The organism is Thioalkalivibrio sp. HK1 (assembly GCA_000583135.1).
Classification (GTDB): Bacteria; Pseudomonadota; Gammaproteobacteria; order HK1; family HK1; genus HK1.
The window spans coordinates 1-20,541 of sequence record JFBG01000088.1; the positions used below are offsets into that span (position 1 = coordinate 1).

At 51.9% G+C, this 20,541-nt stretch carries 11 protein-coding genes; 9 read left to right on the forward strand and 2 right to left on the reverse strand.

What is annotated here, in order from left to right:
- Both BF99_RS0118785 and BF99_RS0118790 read right to left on the reverse strand, forming a co-directional pair.
- A partial coding sequence (locus BF99_RS0118785; protein WP_025772394.1) for a DEAD/DEAH box helicase occupies nt 1-2,983 on the reverse strand: 2,983 nt, incomplete at its 3' end.
- A gap of 9 nt (nt 2,984-2,992) precedes the next feature.
- Nucleotides 2,993-3,907 (reverse strand): WYL domain-containing protein, encoded by a 915-nt coding sequence (locus BF99_RS0118790; protein WP_373604463.1) that lies wholly within the window; start codon nt 3,905-3,907, stop codon nt 2,993-2,995.
- Nucleotides 3,908-4,142: 235 nt separating this feature from the next.
- Here BF99_RS0118790 and BF99_RS0118795 point away from each other — a divergent pair, with 235 nt between their 5' ends.
- The 9 genes from BF99_RS0118795 (at nt 4,143) to tadA (ending at nt 20,503) form a co-directional block, all read left to right on the forward strand.
- The gene (locus BF99_RS0118795; protein ID WP_025772397.1) at nt 4,143-4,589 is read left to right on the forward strand and encodes a hypothetical protein; all 447 of its coding nucleotides are present in this window, start codon (nt 4,143-4,145) and stop codon (nt 4,587-4,589) included.
- 71 nt (nt 4,590-4,660) lie between these two features.
- A complete protein-coding gene (locus tag BF99_RS21520; protein ID WP_025772398.1) occupies nt 4,661-5,131 on the forward strand; it encodes a helix-turn-helix domain-containing transcriptional regulator in 471 nt (156 codons plus the stop codon).
- A complete protein-coding gene (locus BF99_RS0118805; protein ID WP_025772399.1) occupies nt 5,128-6,276 on the forward strand; it encodes a metallophosphoesterase family protein in 1,149 nt (382 codons plus the stop codon). The genes BF99_RS21520 and BF99_RS0118805 overlap by 4 nt, the downstream gene beginning before the upstream one ends.
- Nucleotides 6,277-6,409: 133 nt before the next feature.
- Complete coding sequence (locus BF99_RS0118815; protein ID WP_025772401.1) at nt 6,410-6,625, forward strand: hypothetical protein; 216 nt, start codon at nt 6,410-6,412, stop codon at nt 6,623-6,625.
- A gap of 4 nt (nt 6,626-6,629) precedes the next feature.
- Nucleotides 6,630-9,293 (forward strand): AAA family ATPase, encoded by a 2,664-nt coding sequence (locus BF99_RS0118820; RefSeq protein ID WP_081759360.1) that lies wholly within the window; start codon nt 6,630-6,632, stop codon nt 9,291-9,293.
- Between the two features lie 33 nt (nt 9,294-9,326).
- Entirely contained in the window at nt 9,327-12,947 is a 3,621-nt protein-coding gene (locus BF99_RS0118825) for a DEAD/DEAH box helicase (RefSeq protein ID WP_197019227.1), read from the forward strand.
- A complete protein-coding gene (locus tag BF99_RS0118830; RefSeq protein WP_025772407.1) occupies nt 12,944-16,039 on the forward strand; it encodes a sacsin N-terminal ATP-binding-like domain-containing protein in 3,096 nt (1,031 codons plus the stop codon). The genes BF99_RS0118825 and BF99_RS0118830 overlap by 4 nt, the downstream gene beginning before the upstream one ends.
- Before the next feature lie 847 nt (nt 16,040-16,886).
- Nucleotides 16,887-20,012 carry a sacsin N-terminal ATP-binding-like domain-containing protein gene (locus BF99_RS0118840; protein WP_025772410.1) on the forward strand — a complete coding sequence of 1,042 codons (3,126 nt, stop codon included), beginning with the start codon at nt 16,887-16,889 and terminating at the stop codon, nt 20,010-20,012.
- A gap of 14 nt (nt 20,013-20,026) precedes the next feature.
- Nucleotides 20,027-20,503 (forward strand): tRNA adenosine(34) deaminase TadA, encoded by a 477-nt coding sequence (gene tadA, locus BF99_RS0118845; RefSeq protein ID WP_038099060.1) that lies wholly within the window; start codon nt 20,027-20,029, stop codon nt 20,501-20,503.
- The last annotated feature ends 38 nt before the right edge of the window (nt 20,504-20,541 follow it).

The following is a 20,541-nucleotide window of genomic DNA, read 5'->3' on the forward strand; positions in this document are numbered from 1 at the left end:
GTTCATCCACGCGTCGCCTGGGCATTTCCGGCTGCATGCGGGGTTGTTTTCCGGCCAAGACATCGTCTTTGAGCTTGATGTGGCGGTCGGACCAGTAGTTGATCTCCTTGATCAAGCGTTCGTTGACGGCGGCGAGGATTTTGTCGGCTTGGCTCTCCCGCCGCTCTTTCACCTCTCGGTAATGCTCCGGCACCAGATGCTGCGATGCATGCCTTAGGGCCAAACCTTCCAAGTTGGTGGTGATCCAAGAAGAATCGAGTATGTCTTGAACCGACTCCAAGTCATGCTCATCGATGGACTGAAAGTCAAGATGCGGGGCATAACCGGCATGGGAGGCTTTGCCGTGTTGGTCGATCTCCACGAATTGCAGGCGCCGAGAGACCGCCTTGGGCGGCTCGCCGCTTGCTTCTCGAACGCTGTGATCCACCATGAACAGGATGCGGGGCTCGATGCCCTCATCCTTCGGGTCCACCAGCACTGCGCCTTGTTTGAGTTTGCTGCGGTGATTCGAGAGGGTCAGATCGGTGACGGCGTGCATCAGGGGGTGGGCGGGGTGGATCAGGTCGGCCATGGGTTTGCTGCCAACCTTGTCCTTTTCGAAGCAAACCCGTTCGTATTTCCTCAGCACCGGGGTGCGAGTCTCGCCGATGACGCGATCTCGCTCGCGGATGGCGGCCGGTACATGGCGGATTTCGAATCGCCCCTTCTCGCGGGCGCGCATCTCGCCATTGAGTCTTTCGAAGGCCTCGGTGAAAAAAGCCCGTATGAAATGGGGTTGCAGTTTGCGGGCCTCGGCCTTTTCCATCTCCTCTTTGACGCTATAAAGATCATCCAAAGTAATGGGCTGCTCGACGATCGCATTGCGGCGCATGATCGCTTTGAGATGCTCCGTATCCAACGCCCCGTCGATGGCTCGGTCGAGTTTGGCTCTGGCCTCCGGTGATTCGCCGTAGCGAACCGCTTCGATGAGCAGATCTTTCAAAGAGCGATCCTCGAAGGCTTCGCCCAGGATATCGAAGACCTTGCCGCCCAATGCCTCCCTCTCGACTTCCAATTTATCGAACAGTTTTTGGAAAACATCGCCTTCTCGGGTCTCTTTGGCGATCAGATTCCATAGATGACAAACCTCTTTTTGACCGATACGATGGATGCGGCCGAAACGCTGTTCCAAGCGATTGGGATTCCAAGGCAGGTCGTAATTGACCATGAGATTGGCGTTTTGCAAGTTCACGCCCTCGCCTGCGGCATCGGTGGCGACGAGAACCAATACATCCGGATTGTTGCGGAATTCCTCTTGGGCCTTGCGCCGGCTATCCCGATTCACGCCCCCGTGGATCGAGATGACCGCCTCGGGCTTGCCCAGCATGCACTCGATTTGGTGAACGAGATAGTTGAGCGTGTCTTTATGCTCGGTGAAGATGATCAGCTTGCGGCGGCTGCCCCCGGCGTTATACATCTCGGGGCGGTCTTGCAATAGTTGGGAGAGTTCCTCCCACTTCCGGTCGCTGCCCGAGCGAACGACACCAAGAGCCCTCGACTCCAACTCATTGAGGATGCCGATCTCGGCTTCGATCTCGGGGATGGTATCCGCTGTCGTTGCTTGATCGACGACCTGATCGGCATATTCCTCGTATTCCTCGGCGCTTAGCGAATCATCCAGCTCGTCGATATCCTCCGGCAAATCCAGCTGTTTTTGAACCGTATAGACACCCGGCGTTTCGGCCATGCCTTGTTGTTGAACATGCTGCCCCCGAGCGATCAGTTTCTTCTCTTTGAGAGACGATTCAAGGCGTATACGCCTGCGTTTGAGCGATTGATAGATCGCCTCTGGGCTCGATGCAAGACGGCGTTGGAGCTGTGTCAGCGCGAACCCGACGGCTCCCTTGCGTTTGCCGTCGATCAATGCGTCGGCCCGATTCATCTCGTTGCGAACATAGTCCGTAACTCTCTCGTAAAGCGCCGCTTCCGCATCCGATAATTCGTAGTTGGCGCTATATGCGCAGCGCTCGGGGAACAAGGGCGTGCCATCGAACTTGAGCAGATCCTCCTTCACCATGCGATGCATCATGTCCGAGACCTCCACCTTGTTGGCGCCGTCCCGGAACTTGCCATAGAAGCGATCGCCATCGAGTAGCGATAACCATGTTTGAAAGTCTTCCTCCTTGCCATTGTGCGGGGTGGCGGTCATCAGCAGGAAGTGGCGAGAGATGGTGCCGAGCAACTCGCCGAGTTGAAAGCGTTTGGTCTTTTTGACCTCGTTGCCGAAGTAGCTGGCAGAGAGTTTATGGGCCTCGTCAACGATGATCAGATCCCAGTCGGTGCTCTTGAGTTTTTCTTGATACTCCTCGTTGCGAGAGAGTTGGTCGAGCCGACAGATGAGTTGGTTTTGCTCATCGAAATAGTTGCCGGTGGTGCATTGCTCTTGCTTCTCGCGGCTGAATATCTCGAAGCGGATGTCGAACTTTTCCCGCATCTCGTCCTGCCACTGCTCGGTGAGAGCGCCCGGCGCCACGACCAAAATGCGCTTGGCATCGGCGCGCATCAGCAACTCGCTGATCAGCAAGCCCGCCATGACGGTCTTGCCGGCACCGGGATCGTCGGCCAGCACATAACGAAGCGGCTGCCTCGGCAACATGGCCTCGTAGACGGCCGAAATCTGATGGGGAAGCGGCTCGACATTGGAAGTGTGCACCGCCATCATCGGATCGAAATGGTGCGCCATGTCGATGCGGCAGGCCTCCAGACCCAACTTGAAATCCTCGCCCGAGGCATCGAAGGACCAAGGCCGACCCGCTTTTGCCAGATCGAGGCTCTGTTCATCCGAACGGAAGAGCATCCGCTCGCTCAAGCGGCCTTGGCCATCTTTATAGTAGACGGTCAGCGCATCATCGCCGATCGATTCGACCTGCACCACCCGCACGATATCCTCGGCCTGAATGCCGCGGATTTGGGCGTCTTTTTCAATCGCTTCGAGTTTGAGCATGGACCTTGGCTAATCGCCCCCCTTCCCGTCTTCGTTCTTTTCGTAGCCCGGCGCAAGAACGAGATTCTCGACCCCGTAGAGCGCTTGCCGGTTCTTGAGCCAAAGGTGGTACTCCGGCCCTTCCAAAGAGTGATCTTGCGTGCAGTCGATATTCCAACGCCTTAGCACATACCCGGCCACCGCCGCCCGAACATTGACTTGCAGCACCCCGTTTTCCATGGCGTAGTCGGTTTCGATCGTCTTTGGATGTGCAAGACTCGGATGAGGCACGATTTCCATCTCGACGATCCGATTCCACTGGATATCCGACTCTCGAGTCTCGTGATCCTCGATCGGGCTGTCGATGATCGCCGGATTGAAAATACGGGTGATGACGAAATCCGAGAATTTGGATCGCCGCCGATCATAGCCCCGGACATGCCAACGCAGGCCGTTATCCACGAGTGCGAAGGGCACGATTTCACGCATGGTTCGCCCGCTCTCCAAGGAGCGATAGCCAATCCTCACCGCCTTTGCCTGCCAGATCGCACGGGTCAATACGGATAGCGTCGGCAAAAAAGGCTTGTTCAGCTGCGCAGGTAGCTCGCACGCAACGAGGCCCTTGTGCGCACCCACGAAATCATCGCCGAACCCATAAGCCAACGCCGCCAGCACTTGGTCGGGGGAATGCTTGAAAAGCGGCTCGAAAGCGTCAGAGCGCGCGTAGAGCTTGCCCTTGGTATCGTATTCCAGATTCCGAGGAGCCAGTTCCCTGTACAAGGCGATATCCCGCGTCGCCGCCGCTTCCTTGATGCCGAATCGGCGAACGAGGTCGCCCCGGCCGATGGTGCCCAAGAAGCAGACCTTGAAATCGATGTGAGACAGACGCTCCTTCTGCGTCTGATTGATATCCCGTAGCCGACTATCCGGCACAAGGTCGCCCACTTCGTTCCCTCCTCGCTCGCACCCGTCGCCGCCGGCGGAGATGGTGATGATAACAAATAAATCGGATGGGTGTTAATATCATCCTTTGATATCATCATAATGATCTGATACGATGGCGGATTTGACGCTGAGGATGTGGCGATAGAATAACGGGCGAGTTGAGACTCGATGGCATTGGCCTAGCCGGAAGAGCCGAAGGCTTCACCAGCCCGTACCGACATCCAAGGAGAGGGATATGGAATTCACTATCAAGGTCAGCATCGACATGGAGCAGATCAAAGAGGGAATCGGGAAGGAAATCAAGAAACAGATCGAGGAAGTGCTCCAAAATGAAATTGCATCGATCCTTCAAAAAGCGGATATCGGTAGTCCGGATAATGCAAGAAAGAGATTCGCTCCCATACCATTCGAAGATTTCGGTCTCTTTGAAGGGGCCGTCCTGCATGCGATCGATGACCCCCGGATAACCGTCGAAGTCAAAAACATGAAAAAGCGAACGGTTATTTTCAATGGAGAGGAGCTGAAGCTCTCGGCGGCAACCGATAAGGCCTTGGGGCTAAAAGGAAAAAGGGGCGCCTACCATTGGATGTACGAGGACGAACTTCTTGTCAATCGCCTCGATAGACTTAACAGAGAAAAGATCAAGTTAGCCGCTCATACCGCACCGACTGAGAAAGAGTGATTGAAATGTCAACGGGAACAGCACCGCCCGTAGCAGCGCCCACCACGATACCATGCGAAAATCGAATGCAGATGGCCCTGACAAAGGACTTCAAAGACACCGTTCAGGCCCGCGCTCGAAGGGATCCGGTGTTTCGCAAGGCTCTGCTGCAAGAGGGGGTGGAGTGTCTGCTCGAAGGTGATATCGGTACCGGGAAGGCGGTGCTGCGGGACTATATCAATGCGACGATCGGGTTCGAAGCGCTCTCTTCGGCCTTCGATAAGTCGAGCAAGAGTTTGATGCGGATGTTCGGGCCGAAGGGGAATCCTCAGGCGGGCAATCTGTTTGCGGTGATCCGTTATTTGCAAGAGCGCGAAGGGGTTCGCTTGGAGGTCAAGGCCAGACGAGTCGCTGATCGCGGGGATGTTTCGAGCCGTTCATCTTCCAATCATGTCGGCGGGAGCGGGATACCTGGGCAAAGAGGCGTTCAGCTCTCCAAGGTCGATGTGATTGGGGTGCCACGCAGGAAAATCGCTCGACTTCCAGAAGGGGTAAAGACATGAGCATCACTTTAATCCACACTGCGGATTGGCAGATCGGGAAGCCGTTTTCGAATGTTCCGGGGGATGCCGGGGCGGCGCTGCGGGGGCAGCGGATCGATACCGTCAAGGCCATCGCCGAGTTGGCGCAGGCGCGCGATGTCGATGCGGTGCTGGTTGCGGGCGATGTCTTCGATGACAATGCGATCTCGGACGAAAGCCTAAGGCGCACCGTCAACGCCATGGCTCCGTACAAGGGGCCGTGGGTGCTCCTGCCGGGCAACCACGATTCGGGGCTAAGGCAAAGCGTCTGGAGTCGTCTGACCAAAATGGGGGTGGCGCCGGAGAATGTCATCCTCGCGGTGGAACCCGAGCCGATCGAACTTTGTCAAGGGCGCTTGGTGGTGCTGCCGGCACCGCTGCAACGCCGACATGAGGTTCGAGACATCACCGAGTGGTTCGATGCCCATCCCACCGAGGGCGGTGCCTTTCGGGTGGGTCTTGCGCATGGATCGGTCACCAATCGCTTGCCCGAGGAAGCCACGAACAACAATCCCATCTCGGATACCAGAGCCGAGTCCGCGCATCTGGATTATTTGGCATTGGGTGATTGGCACGGCACGCTCGAAGTGGCGAAGCGCACTTGGTACGCCGGCACGCCGGAGCAGGATCGCTTCAAGGCCAATGACCCGGGCAATATTCTGTTGGTGACCTTGGAGGATGTCGGCGGCGAGCCCGATGTGGAGAAGATCCCTATCGGTCGCTACCGATGGGAGCGGGTGGATTTCGAGGTCATGGACGAACAGTCTTTGGAGGTTTTGGATCGGCAACTATCCGAGCTGGGGGAAAGCGAGCGAATTCTCATGCGATTGAGGCTCGAAGGGGCCTTGGGCTTGGCGACAAGGCAGCATCTCGATGATTTGATCGAACGATGGCGGGCGCGTCTGCACTTTCTCGGGGTCGATGATGCCAAGGTGGTTGCCCAACCGAGCCCGGATGATATCGCCGAACTCGGGGCGACCGGCTTTATAAAAAAAGCGATCGATGACCTGGCAAGCATCGGGAGGGACGAAGCGCACCCCGATCATGAATCCGCAGGAAGAGCCTTGCAGATCCTCTACTTGGAGCAAAAGGGGCTGCAAAGCGGCTCCGTGTCGTCGAAGCGCTAGGCATCGTCGAGTGGCGGGGGCGAGTTGCAAGCGAATGAAAACCACTCGACATGAGAAGGATGCGCACTTCATCGATCTTCATCGATCAAGCGGGCGAGCCTAGGTTGAAGATCACGATCATGGCGAGAAAACGATGACGATCATCATCTTGTTGCTGATCGCGATCTTGCTCGCCGTCTCTCCGAGCGCAAGAATGCTGTTGGGGTTGTTATTGCTCGGTGGACTATGGTATGGGCTGTTCGGAGAGGGCACCGCATCGACGATCGGCCTGATTTGTCTGCTGAGCGGGGGCTTGATCTGGAACCGGTATAGCCAGATGAAAAAGCACCGCGCCGAGAACAAGGAATGACACGATGAGTCGCTTGTCTTTCAAATCCATCGAAGTGGAACAATTCCTCCAGTTTCGAAATGCGGTAGCGATCGATCGCCTGGATGATGGACTCAATATCATCGCCGGCAACAACGAAGCCGGTAAATCCACTTTATTGAAAGCCCTTCGCGCCGCGCTCTTCGATCGCTATAAAAGCAATGTCGGGGAGAGTTTCAGACCCTATAACGCCGCCGTCAACCCGAAGGTGCGGGTAATCTTCGATCTCGATGGTGTGGAATATCGGCTCACCAAGGTCTTCTCCAAAGCCAAAGGTGGCGAGGCGAGTTTGGAAGCGGATAACGGCCATCTCTGGGAAGGGCCGGAAGCCGAAGATCACCTCGAAGAACTTTTGGGGTTTTCACATGCCGGGCGAGGTGGCAGCAGGCCGGAACTCCAAGGCTTGGCCGGATTGCTCTGGGTGGAGCAAGCCCGAGCCTTCGAGCGCGTCATGCTTACGGATCAATCCAGAGATCGAGTGCAAGGCGTCTTCGAAAACGAGATGCGGGAGATGCTCGGCGGAGAGCAGGGCGAGTCGCTCCTTCGGCGGATTGAGAAGCAGCGTAGCGAGTATTTCGGGGCCAAGGGAAATCCGATCGGTGATTATCATAAACTCCGGATACGAACGGATGAACTACAAGAAGAACTCAAAAGCAAGCGTGATGAGCTAAAAGAGTACGAAGATAAGGTAGATAAACTGGAAAGGCGCCAAGCCGAGCTTGATGACTACCGCAAAGAGAAGAGTCTGGAAAAAGCCAAAGAGCGCATCGATGCCCTCAACGAAACGATCAAACGTCTCGATGCACTGAAGACCGAGGTGGATGCCGGTACCGAACGGCTTGCTCGGGCGAATGCCGAGAGGGATGCGGCGAAACAAACTTTGGATATGCGTATCAAACTCGCCGATGAATCCAAAAAAGCGCAAGAAGAGATGCAAGCGGCCGAGCAATCGGTCAAGAAAACAGAAGATCAATTAGCACCTTTGAGCGATAGGCTCGAAGGACTTCGCAAGGAACTTGGCGATTCGAAAACCCTGCTGACGAAAAAGGAGAGCGAACTTCGCTCGGCGCAAGATGCCCGAAGTCTGAACGATCTTCTATCCAAGCATCGGCAACTCGATGAGGCTCTCAAAAAAGCGAAGGATGAGGATAAAAAGAGACGTCAGTGCTCATCGCAAAGCGAGGCGATTGCGATAACGAAAAAGGTATTGTCGAAGTTAAAGAAGATCGAACACGAGATCGTTCTTGCCGAAGAACGGTTGAAAGCCGCGGCTACGAGTATCGAATATCGTTTGCAATCCGATGCGGAAGTGAAGTTGGGAGATCGAGCCCTCGTCGGCGAAGGCACGAGTCTACTGACCGAGAAAACCGAGATTCGGATAAAAGGGGTTGGTGAGATTGCAATCATCCCCGGCGGGGAGGATTTGGACGCCCTTCGGCGCGAGGTGGAGAAAAAAGGCCATCTGCTCGAACAAGAATTGGTCAAAGTGAATGCCAAGAACGCCGCCGAGGCGGAAACGAGTTTGAACCGGAAGAACGATCTCGAAAAACAAGCGTCACTGCATAAAGCGACCCTCGATGGGCTCGCTCCCGAAGGAATACAGGTCTTGGAGGACGAGGTCGGCGCTATCGAAGCGCAACGAGATAGCCTCCTGGAAAGGCTGGGCGACGATGCCGACAAGGACTTCGATATCGATGCTTTGGAAAGCGAAGTCGCCACGCTCAAAAGGCAAGTCTCCGCCAAGGAAAAAGATGTTCTGACCCAAGAAAGAGCGGTTCAGGAGATCAAAGAAGCGCTATCGGGCTTGCGCGGGGAGAAAGTGACCGCCGAGAGAAATGCAAAGAACAAGGATTCGGAACTCACCAAAGCCCGCGGCGAAAAAAGCGACGAGGCATTGCAAGAGGCGCTTCGGGAAAAAGAGCGGGAGGTCGAGATCGGCGGGGATCGTTTGGATAAAGCCAACAAAGCCCTCGATGCGGAAAACCCCGAAGCGGTCGAGACCGATCTCGAACGCTCGAAGCGCGCCTTCGATGATATGAAGAAGCGGGGTGAGGAGCTGGATCGCGATGTTCGAGATTTGAAAGTGGAACTGGCAACGCTCGGTCAAAAAGGACTGGCCGATGAGGTGGCATCCATCGAAGAAAGCCACGCATCGGCGGCGTTGCAACTGGACAGTATGGATCGCCAAGCAAAGGCTCTCGATCTGCTGCACCGTACTTTGACCGAGGCGCTTCGCCATGCAAAGGAGGCGATCGCAGAGCCGATCGTTTCCAAGATCAAGCCGTACTTGCGCCAGTTGATCCCCGGTGCCGAGCCGTCGATCGACGAGAATCTTGTCCTTACCGGCATCCAACGCGCCGGGGCAACCGAGGGCTTCGACGGACTGAGCATCGGCACGAGAGAGCAACTGGCGATCTTGATCCGCTTGGCTTATGCCGACTTGCTCAGCGAGGCGAATATCCCGGTCACCGTGATCCTCGACGATGCCTTGGTCAACTCCGACGACGAGCGCCGAGATCGAATGAAAAACATCTTATATGATGCGGCCAAACGCTATCAGATATTGGTACTGACCTGCCACGAAAAAGAGTATACGAATGCCGGCGGCAATCTTATCCGGCTCGAAGACGCCATTTCCGAAAGCCGTTAGGACAAGGCGCAACGCAATGAAAGGAAAGAGCGGATGAATATCACGATGGGGGAATTGCTGACGCAAACGACAGTGGAACTCCATCGATTTTTGGACACTCGATTACCGACGCTCGGGGATGATGATTGGTGGAAAGAGCGAGTCGTCGACAAACTATCCTTCTCGCAACAACGCCATGTCGAGCAGCGAGGCATCACCGATCTTGCAAGGCTCGATCTTGCCGCATTGATACGCATCTTCGATCAGAATTGGTACGATCTCAGTTCGAAAGAATCCTTCTCGTCGGATTCTCGGCATTTCGTCAAGGAAATGCAAACGATCAGGAATCGCTGGGCGCATGTATCCGCCCAAGAATATCCGCAAGACGATATCTATAGAGATCTGGATACATTGGAGCGATTTCTCGTCCTGATCGACGCCTCCGAAGAACTGAAAGATAAAGTGCACACCGAGCGAAAGGGGGTGTTTGCATCTCAAAGCCAAGCAAATGAAGAGCAAACCGAATCTGAGAAATCTACGGCCGAGAAAGCAGTCAGCGAAAAAACAAACGAAGCGGAAACACAAAACAAAGCCGCCACCTTTCAACCCCCGCAGATCGTTCAACTCATATCGGATCCGTCGATGAGGGGTCCCGTTTTAGAAATCCAAGAACAAGAAACCGAAAATAGATACAAGGTTTTCATCGGCGGCGCCGCCAAATGGTTCTATGAATCCCAACTGGAAGAGGAGCCACCGGAAGAAGACCAAGCGCCGGTTTCGCTGAATCGATTCAACGCCCACCTGACGGCATTGCATATCCAGCATCCGAATCCTTCCACTCTCTACTCGCTGAACGCTGCAAGGGTCGACTTCATCCCCTATCAATTTCGCCCCGTACTCAAATTCATCCGCGCCGATAGACCTCGGTTGCTCATCGCCGATGGAGTCGGCGTCGGCAAGACCATCGAGGCCGGATTGATCTTAAGGGAACTTCAAGCCCGCCGGGAAGTGCATTCGGTATTGATCATCTGCCCTCGCCCCTTGGTCGCCGAGAGAAAATGGGTGATGGAAATGAAGCGCTTCGAGGAGCGTTTCACCCAGCTGGACGGAAAGACCCTGCGCTATTGCATCGGCGAAACGGATCTCGAAGGGCAGTGGCCCGAACAGCACGCCAAGACGATCTTGCCCTACTCTCTTTTGGACGAAGCCCAGCTCCATGGATCTCGGGCAGACGGCTCGTCTCGTCGCAACAAGAGAAAGCGAACCGGACTACTGGATCTCGATCCCCCTCCCCGCTTCGATCTGGTGATCGTCGACGAGGCCCACCATGCGAGAAATCCCAATACCTATACACACGAAGCGGTGCGCTTTTTTTGCGAGAACGCCGAGGCTGTCGTATTCCTCACCGCAACCCCTTTGATGCTGGGGAACGACGATCTCTTCGTCTTGCTCAATCTACTGCGCCCCGACCTCATCATCGACAGAGAGAGTTTCGGGCATATCGCAGCACCCAATCCTTTTATCAATCGCGCCGTCGATATCGCTCGGGGCGGATCCGAGAACTGGCAGCGAGAAGCGACAGCGGCATTGGAGGATGCCCTGCGCACGGATTGGGGCTCGCATATCATGGCCCAAGATCCCGAGTTCATCAGCGTCAAGAACGAACTCGCACAAAAAGCGCTTTCCCTCGAAGATCGGGTGGGCATGATTCACCGATTGGAGGCACTGCATACATTCTCCGGCATCATCAACCGCACTCGCCGACGCGATATCGGGGAGTTCACCATTCGAGAACCGCAGACCGTCGAAGTAGCGTTCACCCCGCAGCAGCAAGAACTTCACGATGCTTTGATCGAAGTGCAATCCCGAATCTTGTCGAAAATACACTCGAAAGAAACCGTCAACTTCATGATCACGACCCTTCGCCGTCAAGCGGCGAGTTGTCTTTATGGCTTGGCGCCTTTCATCGAGGATATCTTGAATCGGCGTATCGAAGGTATCGGCGATCAAGAGTCGAGCGACGAATACGAATTGCTCGATCCCTTGGCGGCGATCGAAGTCGCACCGGAGATCAAGGCGGTGGCCGAGCGCGCCAAGAAGATCGACGGCACCGAAGATCCGAAACTCAAAGCGTTGAAAGCGATCATCCACGACAAGCAGGGATTGGAAAACAACAAACTCATGGTCTTCAGCAGTTTCCGCCATACCCTGGACTATCTCTTTCCCAAATTGCTCGCAACCGGCATCCGAGTGGGCATGGTGCACGGCGGAACGCCCGATGACGAACGTATCGTATTTCGCGATCGATTCAAACAGCCCCGAGAGACTCCCGATACCATCGACGTGCTGCTCTTCTCGGAGGTCGGATGCGAAGGGTTGGACTATCAATTCTGCGATTGCATCGTCAACTACGATCTTCCGTGGAATCCGATGCGCATCGAGCAACGTATCGGCCGTATCGATCGTCGAGGACAAAAGAGCGAAAAAGCCCTGATCTACAATCTCATCACCCCCGATACCGTGGATGCCGATATTTACGAGCGCTGTTTGATGCGAATCGGGGTCTTCAACGATGCTATCGGTGCCGGAGAGGAGATATTGGGCAACCTTGCGAAAGAGATTCGAAGCATCGGGGAGAATATTCGACTGACCGAATCCGAGCGCCGAGAAAAACTCCAGCAACTCGCCGACAATGAAATCCGACTGATTCAGGAAAAACAAGCGTTGGAGGATAAGGAGGCGGATTTCTTCGGCATCCAACTACCGGCGGATCAGACGCAAAAGGATATCGAGGGCGCATCGAGCTATTGGCTGTCGCCGAGCGCGGTGAAAAACCTCGTCGAGAACTACCTGCACAATATCACCGAGAAGACCCAAGATCATATCTTGGGCGAAAAAGCGACGAAGAGCCTTCGTATCTCGCATGATGGCCGAATCAGACTGCTGAAAGATTACCAAGCGCTTCCTAGAACCTCCTCGATCATCTACAAGGAATGGGAGAACTGGTTGAAGGGCACCAAATCGCACTTGGCCATCACCTTCGAGACCCAAGAGGCGGTCGAAAACCGGGAAGCGACCTTCATCACTCCCCTTCACCCGCTGGTCCGTCAGGCGGCGAGCGCCATCGAATCGAGCGGAAAGAAGCCGATCTGTATCGTGCAGGCGATCGATGACGATATCGAAGCCGGACACTATCCCTTCGTCATCTACGAATGGCAATATCTCGGGGTTCGAAAGGATTTGAAGTTGTACCCGATCGCCGAATCCCCCGAGGTGACGAAACGACTCTCAAACCTTTTGGAGCACGGCAGAACCGGCAACCTCCCGGAAGATCGAATGCCGAAGCCGGAGACCTTCGAAGCGCTGGAAGCCGAGCACTACCAGCTATGGAAAAAAGCGCGTTCGAACCACAAAGAAAAGAATCGACGAGTTGCCGATCACCAACGAGAGAGCCTGAAAAACAGCCACCGCAGTAGAATGGCGATGCTACGAAACATGCTCGATCAGGCAACGAACGAGAAGATCCGCCGTATGCGAGAAGGACAGCTCGGCAACGCCGAAGCGGACTACCAAAGACGGATCGATGAGTTCGATGCGGCGGTGAAAAAGGCGGACCTGAACGCGGACCCCGTGGCGTACGGGGTGATTATTTTGACACCGGAGCAATCCACATGAACGAGAACGCCTCCAAGATTTTGAAAGATCTCCATAAAATAAGAAACGATTGGGTCAAGGTAACCCGAAAAAATAATTTCGAAGACGGTATACAAAGACTTCTATCGGATCTTTATCCGGATCAAGCGCATTTCATTTTTGAACTCCTACAAAATGCAGAGGACGCAGGCGCAACGACCGTTCGATTCGATCTGACCGAAGATGAACTCATCGTACGACATAATGGAAACAGGCTATTTAGTTCACAGGATGTCGAGTCGATCACCAGCATAGCCGATAGTACAAAGAAGGACGACGTCAATCAAATCGGAAAATTCGGCATCGGCTTCAAAGCCGTTTTTGCCTACTCCAGCACACCTCGCATATACTCCGGTGAATACAACTTCGAAATCAATGATTTGGTATGTCCTTGCGAAATATCTGACATTCCAAAGAACGATCGAGAAACGGTTTTTTCATTTCCGTTCAACAATCCATCGAAGAAAAGGGACTCGTGTTTTCGTGAAATCAAAAGCGTATTCGAGTCTTTGGATCACACCATCTTGCTTTTTCTGAATAATATCGAAGCCGTCGAGTGGAATATCGAAGGAGGGCATGGCGGATCGGCCGTACGAGAACATATCGTCGACACAGATGAAGAATTAATCAAGATATCCATAGCAAATTCATCGAACGATCATCTACAAGAGGATGCTTGGTTCCTTCGATTTCAGAAGGGACTTGAAAGCCATGGGGATTTGAAATGTTCGATCGCCCTCAAATTGGGCTTTCGCAAGGAGAGTCAAACAGCGCTCGATCCTCAAAAAAGACTTTCCAAACAGATGAAGGTCATTCCGGCGAACGGTCAACTCTGCGTATTCTTTCCTGCGGAGAAGGAAACGACGGGGTTGAAGTTATCTATCAATGGACCGTATGCGGCGACAATCGATCGGGCAAGCATCAAACACGATCATGAAGATAATCAGGAAATTATGAGAGTAACCGCCGGACTTCTTGTCGAGGCGATGGAACGCCTGAAAGATATCGGATTGCTGACTTCGGATTTCCTGGAAGTGCTGCCGAATAGAGACGATGAACTGTCTCCTTTTTATTCGATCATGGAGGAAATCGTCTATGACGCTCTTCATAACAAAGCGCTGATACCATGCTTGGATGGTGGATATGAAAAAGCGGATAGGCTGGCACGCGGTCCGAAAGATCTGACTGACGTTATCGACGAAGATGCATTGATGGCGCTGTTCAGAGATGGCAAATTGAAATGGGCATCCGGGGTCATGAGAAACAGTCGATCCGATAAACTCTTCACATCCTTGGATGTTCCGTACTATGGCTATAAAGAATTGGTCGATGCCGTAGAAAATAAATATGGTTACCAACCTCGTCGGGACCCCGATCGTTATGCTCTGAAATGGTTAAGAAAGCAAAGTGATGGCTGGCTTCAATCGTTCTATTTACTTCTTTCCACTGCGACAAGACGCGAAGAAAGAGAGGATGATATCGATTTATGGGAAATAATAAAAGACCAAAACGGCGAAATTCTCACCGGAGATTGTGTTTATTTTCCGGTAGAAGGAAACTCTTCTTTATCGAATCTATCGACTGTTTCCGTCGGAATTTTCGATGGGTTGAAAAAGGATAGAGGTAATCGATTGCAGAAATTCTTGGAGACGGCAGGTGTAAAACATGTCGGTGAGTCCGAAGAGATCAAGGAGATACTCGATCGCTTCTATGCCGAGGATTCAAAAGTGCCGGGTAAAAAGAGACATTTGGAACACATCAAGCGATTTATCGACTGGCATGAAAATGGAAGCGAGATGACGATCTTTGGGAATTATTATCTCTTTTTGAATTCCACCGATAAATCCCTTCAAGGTCGGCATTGTTATATGGATGCCCCTTTGGAAGAAACAGGACTTGGGGCTATCTACTCCGATGGTTCCGGAAAGGACGATTCGCGATCCGCACTATGGTCGGGCTATGCCAAGATAAAAAAATTCATCCCGTTTGCAGTTGCTTGCGGCGCCCGAAAAACGCTTGAAATCAAACGAGTTTCCATATTCGAAAATCCGAGAAGCGGCGAACTTTATTCCGATCGAAAATATGCAAGGTGGGTTTATTCTACCGGAATCAACGAAGACTATTCAATGGAATCTCTCGAAGAGATATTGGAAGAAAACAATGTGAATATCGCAAGACTCGTATGGAAAATTCTCGCCGAGGCGGACCCTCGAGTATTGAAGGCAAAATATCGGCCAAACAAGAGTTATTGCGAACGATCCGTACCTTCGAGTCTGGTACAGATTCTTCATAGAAAAAAATGGATCCCGGGGAAAGACGGTCAATTTTACACTCCCGGAGAAATGTCAAAGAAATCACTCAGAGATGACTTCGAATACGACGATAGAAATGGCTGGTTGACAGCCATCGGTTTCGGCGAGGAAGAGCAAAAGGAAACCGAGGAATATCGAATTCGCCAAGAGAGCGCAAAGCAGCTGGGAATCACGCTCGATGACGTCAGCCTCATCAATCGCCTCAAAAAAGATCCGGAACTATATGAAAAGACGAAAAGAAATGTGGATGAGTCATCGATGCCCAAGGCATTCCCCGAACGCCCATCGACGGACCCGAAGCGACGCATCCAACAGGCAAAGGTACGGGCGGAGGAGGCGTCGAAGAGAGAGTACGAGAGCCGTAACCGGAGTGTTCGAGTATCGAAACCGGCCGGCGATAGCATCACTTACCTCGAGCAAAGTTACACTGACAGTAGCGATCGCCTTATCTGCCAAATGTGCGAGAATGAAATGCCATTTCGGCGTAGAGACGACCGTTATTATTTCGAAACGGTGCAGGTTCTCGATGACCTCGATGCAGAACATATCGCCGCTTATGTCGCACTTTGTCCGCTATGTGCCGCAAAGTTCAAGGAACTGGTCAAACGAGACGACGACCAGCACCGACGCCTGCGAGACGATATCGCGGCATCGGAAGATCTACGGATCGAATTGGATCTGGGCAAGGAATCGGGATCCCTCCGATTCGTGGAAACGCATCTATTGGACATCAAAGCGTTCTTGGAGGCGGAAAACGAATGAGTGGATCTCAACAGGAGCATTTGTGTCAGCGACGGTAGGCGGCCAAGTCACCTGCTCGATACGAGCCGAATGCCGCTACGAGGATTCGCTCATCTGGACCGCTACTTGCGAATAACCTTCATCTCCATCCCCGATGAGCCTCGGAGAGCGGAAGGTGAATGAGCGAGTGCGCACCTGATGCGATGGTGCTCCGGGAGGACCGAGTGGTGGCAAGGAGTGAGAGAATTGGCCCAAGGGAAGCAAATTCTGCTTGGCGCCATCACCTTCGTGACCCAAGAGGCGACCTTCATCACCTCTCTCCCCCTCTGGCACGCCAAGCGGCGGGATCAATCGAATCTGTGCCGAGAGGTAAGAGACCGACCTGCACCATATAAGCGATCAACGACGAGATCTCTGCAAGATACCATCCCTTCATCGCCCTAATCACCTACGAATGGTAATATCTAGGGGAGACGGAAGGAATTTGAGGCATACTCGATCGCCCAGTCACTTGAAGTGTCGAGGTGACTGTTGAACCTCTCGGGGTACGGTGGTCGGAATAGGGAGATTCCCGGACGACCGGATGCCGAAGCCTACGATCTTCGAAGCGCTGGAGGCCGAGCACTACCATCTGTGGAAAAAAAACGCGCTCGAACCCCCGCGAGAGCCTGACAAATACTCACCGAGGAAGGTTGGCGATGCTGAGCAGCATTCTCGATCGGGCAACAAACGAGAAAGACAACTCGGCAACGCCGAGGCGGACGATCAAAAAAAACGAATCGAAGGATTCGATGACGCGATGAAAAAGTCGTGTCCGAATGCGACCCCTTAGCGTATGGGGTAATCGTTTTGACACCGGAGAGCATCAATGGCTAGCAACTACAATGAGATCTGCAAGCAAAATATCAAGCAATATGGCGAAGGAACCAGACATCTTGAATTTCTTGGTCGACTATATAGCGATCGTACACATTTCATTTACGAGCTGCTGCAGAACGCCGAGGATAAGGACGCTAAACGAGTTCGGTTTAATCTCTACAAAGATCGACTTGAATTCTTGCATGATGGAACACCCTTCGATGAGGAAGATATACGCGGAATTTGCGGCATAGGAGAGGGGACAAAATCGGACGATCTAACCAAAATCGGAAAATTCGGAATTGGCTTTAAATCCGTCTACGCTTATACATCATCTCCGAGAATTCACTGCGGAGACGAAAATTTTCGTATTGAATTTTACGTCCGACCTTCCAAGGAAAAAGAAATTAAAATCTCATCGCCGTGGACAACAAAATTTATTTTTCCTTTTGATTTACCATCGATTCCATCTGAAAAAGCATATAATGAAATCGTCCATCGCTTGATCACTCTTAATGTTCGCACACTACTATTTCTAAGAAACATTGAAGAAATCGAATGGAAAACAGACGAGGGTGAATCGGGGATTTATATTCGAAGTTCTAAAAGAAGAAAACATTCTCGTCATATAACCATCGTCGGAAACCATAACAACTATAAAGAAGAAGAGTCTTGGCTCGTTTTTGAAAAGAATATCAATGATCCTGACGGAAATCCAATCAAGCCGATCGAAATTGCCTATAAAATCGAAGGTCAGGAAATAAAGGATAAGAGTAAAGGGAAGAATAAAATCAAAAAATCTGAATCTATTATATGTCTTCATAATTCTCCTCTTTTTGTTTTCTTTGCAACGGAAAAAGATACAAGACTTGGATTTTTGCTTCAAGGACCTTATATAACAACCCCTGCAAGGGACAATATCCCAAAGGACAATCATTGGAATGCCTATCTTCTGGAAAAATCGGCCATGCTGGTTGTCGAGTCATTGCGCCATCTAAAATCCATGAAACTCCTTAGTGTATCCGTTCTTGAGGCGATGCCGATCATAGAAAAAGATTTTCCTCCCGATAGTATGTTTCGAAATCTATATGATTCCGTGGCAAAATCTCTGATGGAAAAAGAATTTCTACCCACTGATTCTGGTGGCTATGTAAATGCTTCCAATGCTAAGATCGGGCGCGGGGAAGATGTTAGAAACATTCTTTCATCAAGTCAACTTACAGATATCTACGGAGACACTCACTCCATAGAGGAAATCGATAGGTTGCAGTGGTTAAGCGGAGAGATTACAGAAGATCGAACTCCGGAATTGAGAAAATATCTGATGCAAAAACTGGGAATCGAGGAAATCAACCCGGAGAATTTTTCACAGCGAGTTACCCCTGAATTTTTTGAAAGACAATCCGATGACTGGCTTGTGAATTTATATAAATTCCTCCTTAGACAAGAAGCTCTATGGCGAGCACCTCGATCGCTTTATCGGTGGGATTCTGGCGGGGCGATGAGATATCAGCCATTCGTTCGTCTGGAAGATAACCGCCAGGTAAAGGCATTCGAGGCCGATGGTTCCGTTGCAATTTATCTACCTCAAAAGTCAGCCGATGGCTTACCTTGTATAAAGAAAAATCTAATTGAAGATAACGATGCGCGGGAATTTTTTGTACGATTGGGAGTAAAGGAGCCTGATATTACCAGCGAAGTAATAGAACACATTCTTCCGCTTTATGAACCTGATGAGGTAGAGATATCAGATAGCGACCATGTAAATCACATCTCTCTGATTATTCAGGCTCTTCAGGTGGACTCAATGGAACGTCGAAAAATTTTGACTAATAAGCTGAAGAATAGCTACTTCCTATATGCTAAAAATGCAACTGGTGAAAAAGCACGCACTCTACCTTATGAAACCTATTCAAGAAATCCTAATCTGGAGATATATTTGGAAGATAATCCCGATGCGTGGTTTTTAGATGAGAGATATTCCAAGGAAGAGATCGATATGTTTTTGAATCTAGGAGTTCATGATAATATTATAATCTACGAGAGAGAAGTCGACCGAAGAGGTCATATCATAGTGCATAAAGATTATGGATTCCATAAACGAGGACTTAATGGATTCGATCCGAATTTCTGGGTGGATCAATTGGATTTTGCTGTTCAACATCCAAATATCAGTCGTAGTTTATTTATATGGGAAAATATTGCATATCCTTTTCAAAAACATTTTCGAGGATCCGTTCAAGAGTCATCCAATAAGGACTATATTGATAGTGAGCCTAAGATAATTCTCTCAAAAATGGGAGAGATGCTCTCATCCAATGCTTGGTTACCCGATAAAAAGGGTGTGTTTCATAAACCAAGCGATCTCTCACTAGATGACTTACCGGACGAATTCGAGCGTTTCGATGATTTGGCAAGCCATCTCGAGATGATAGGAAGCGAGCTGAATGGTCTCGCTCAAAAAGCGGGCTTGGATGTTAGTTCTTTGGATATTGCTCGCCGATTACAAAGTATGCCTTCGGACGCACGGCAACGGATCGAAGAGCAGATTGCTGAGGAGGAAATGAGAGCAAAATCGACCTTTCCCGATCACCCATCATCTAACCCTGAACGGCGTTCACATCGCGCAATGAAACGTGCCGATGAAGCACCCTACAAGGAAACTGAAGAGAGAATACGGAATGTTAGAACTTCGACTCCTATTGGAGACAAAAAAGCATATCTCCGGGAATTCTACACGAACGAAGCAGTGATGTTTTGTCAGATCTGCGAGAATAAAGATGCGAAGCCTTTTCGGGGAAGAGATAACGAGTATTATTTCGAAGCGGTACAGATATTCGATGATCTCTCCAAAGAACACGAAGCGGCGCATATTGCGCTTTGTCCACTGTGCGCGGCAAAATTCAAAGAGTTCATTAAAAAGGATAAGAATGAGAGTCAGCGTCAGCGCATCTGGAACGATCTCGTAAACTTGGATATCAAAACCGCAAAGAAATTGCGTAAGGAATTGCGCGTAAGATTGGATCTTGGCCAAGAACAAGAAGAGAAGTCGATCCGCTTCGGGGAAAAGCATCTTATCGATGTTCAGCAGATTCTGAAGGTCGAAGGTAGGATAAGAAAAAACCCTTCATCCTGAGTGGGCTACGATCGATGGCTGACGAGAGCGACGAATACTGGATGCGCCGAGCGCTGGACCTGGCCGATCGGGCGGCGGGGATGGGTGAGGTGCCGGTGGGGGCGGTCGTGGTGCTCGGTGGGGCGATGGTCGGTAGTGGGGGGAATGCTCCTATCGGGGCTTGTGATCCTACGGCGCATGCCGAGATCGTGGCACTGCGGGAGGCGGCGGCGAGGGTCGGGAATTATCGGCTGACCGGGGCGACTCTCTATGCGACGATGGAGCCTTGCGTGATGTGCGCCGGGGCTATCGTTCATGCCCGTATCGCTCGCGTGGTCTTCGGGGCTTTGGATGAGCGCTGGGGCGGGGCGGGAAGCGTTTTCGATGTGCTCGGCGGCGGTCGGCTCAACCATCGTCCGGTGGTCAAAGGCGGGGTGCTGGCCGATGAGTCGGCGCGGATGCTTTTGGCGTTTTTTCGAGATCGGCGGGGGCGAAGCAAGGAGCCCGGCTAGGGCATCCGATGACTTTATTTAGCCGCTATCGGGGCGAT